This is a genomic window from Microcoleus sp. (assembly GCF_049646505.1).
In the GTDB taxonomy this organism is placed as follows: Bacteria; Cyanobacteriota; Cyanobacteriia; order Cyanobacteriales; family Microcoleaceae; genus Microcoleus.
In genome coordinates this window covers 1-1,975 of record NZ_JBARVX010000477.1, presented here as the reverse complement: position 1 = coordinate 1,975, position 1,975 = coordinate 1, and the positions used below count along the sequence as shown (strand labels likewise).

Genomic DNA, 1,975 nt, shown 5'->3' with positions numbered 1-1,975 from the left:
GTATTTGGTTGAAGAGCAAATAAAACCGCTGATGGCTGTCCGTGCTGTTTGTAAAAAATGCCGAGATTATAATTTAACAGAAGACCAGGTTTTTGAGTTCATATCTCAGAAGCACCTCACTTTTGAGAATCCTTTACTGCGGGAAATTTTGAGCGATCCCTCCGGTGAAATGCCTGTCGTTGACGATGAAGATGAAAGCCTACTTTTAGAAGACATTTTCAACCCTCCCAGTAGTGATGATACAGATGATGGGGATCTAAGTGACCTATTTAGTTAACCATGAGCAAATCAATTTTGCTTCAAACAGCTTTGGCTTTACCAAATCCAGATATTGAAGCTTTAATCCAAGGACGAATGATTGCAGCTATGCCTCGGATGTTTCTGAATCCGGGGCGGACATTTGCTTTGTATCCAGCCGATAATTCTAATATGCCCTTGATGAAACCTAAGCAAATGAGCTTGTTTCCAGAGTCAGGTCAATTAGAACTCCCCCTAGTAGTTTTAGATAAAGTTTCGATCAAAGCTTGGGCTAGGTGCGAATTGTGCCAAATGATAAATGATCCTGAATCATTAGAGGCTTTGTCGCGGTTAACAATTTGGAAAACAGAGGCATTACAGCAAATTCTCCAGCAGCGTCCTTTTATTTTTGTAGCTTACCTGCGGGTTTATTTGCTACCTCAGCCACTTGAAATGTCAGTGCATCCCAGCGGCAATTTTGTATCTTTGCCAAAATCCCTAACTGTTACTGATTCAACGCCAGTGTTGAGCGAGTCTATCTTTGCCAAACGCCGTCAACAACTGGAAAAACTAGAGCCTCCCGAACATCCAGAATTGGAAGAGTTGCAAAGTGCATTAGTGCATTTATCCACCACCAACCCAAAAGCCAAACAACTAGACGCAGAAATCAAAATGTTTCTAGGTTGGAGTAGCGATAAGCCTGTAAAACCAATCAAACCGGATTTAGCTTGGATAAAGACTATAGCAGCTTTGGGAAATCGCACCAAAGAACTAGATACAAACAAAAGCAACTATCAAGCAGGAACAGACTTTGAAATAGTAGTGCGCGATAGCCTTGAGTTTTTGGGTTTTACCATAGATTATGCTCACAAAGGTGGTGCTGGTGGCTTAGATTTATTATGCTCCAAACCTTACCCCTTAGTTGGCGAGTGCAAATCCGGTAAAAAAATCCCTAACGATACAGCAGTTCAATTACTGAATTTAGGAACGCTACGGCTCAAAGATCAAGAAATACTCGCAAAAGCAACTAAGTTGATTATTGGCCCTGGCGTTCCAACTCCTCAACTTATGGATGCAGCCAAAGTACACAATATGGCAATTATGAACCCTGAGACGCTTGAAAAACTGGTTAAACTTCAAAGCAACTATCCTAACTCGGTGGACTTATTCAAACTGAAAGAATACTTGAAACCGGGACAATCTGATGATGAAGTTGCTAAATATATTGAGCAAGTTGAACAAGAAATCAAAGTGCGATCGCACATTCTTGCTATTCTGAAAAAGTATCACGAAAATTCTGGTTCTGAACGAGCAAGTGTCGATGCTCTTAGCGGTGCGTACTCAATGTCTAATCCACCCAAGAAGTTATCCCGCGAAGAGTTGCACGAAATTTTAATAGAACTTTCTTCACCGCTGACAGGTTACTTAGGACGAATTAAAGGCGAAGATTTAGGGCGCGATCGCTTTTATTTCCTGCGCGATTTGCAATTAGATGATTGAGACTAAAAAAGAGCCATTCCCTACCCTACGGGAACCCCTACGGGGAACAGGAACTCCTTCGGAGAACGGGATAGCTTTGCACTCGCGCACTTCATCCAATATCCTACACATTATCAGGATCTACGCCCAACTCCCGCAACCTAGCCGCCAACCTTTCCGCTTTCTGCAATTGAGCTTGTTCTGCCTTAATTAACCCTTCCACCAATGGCGGATCTAAAATTTCATTGACTGATAATCT

1 protein-coding gene and 1 pseudogene are annotated in these 1,975 nt (G+C 42.1%); both read left to right on the top strand.

Features of this window, described 5'->3' with window-relative positions; all coding sequences use genetic code 11:
• A pseudogene (locus WBA89_RS22820) lies at nucleotides 1-277 on the top strand (ATP-binding protein); the annotation flags it as partial.
• Nucleotides 278-279: 2 nt separating this feature from the next.
• A complete protein-coding gene (locus tag WBA89_RS22815; RefSeq protein WP_424409672.1) occupies nucleotides 280-1,737 on the top strand; it encodes a DUF1802 family protein in 1,458 nt (485 codons plus the stop codon).
• The last annotated feature ends 238 nt before the right edge of the window (nucleotides 1,738-1,975 follow it).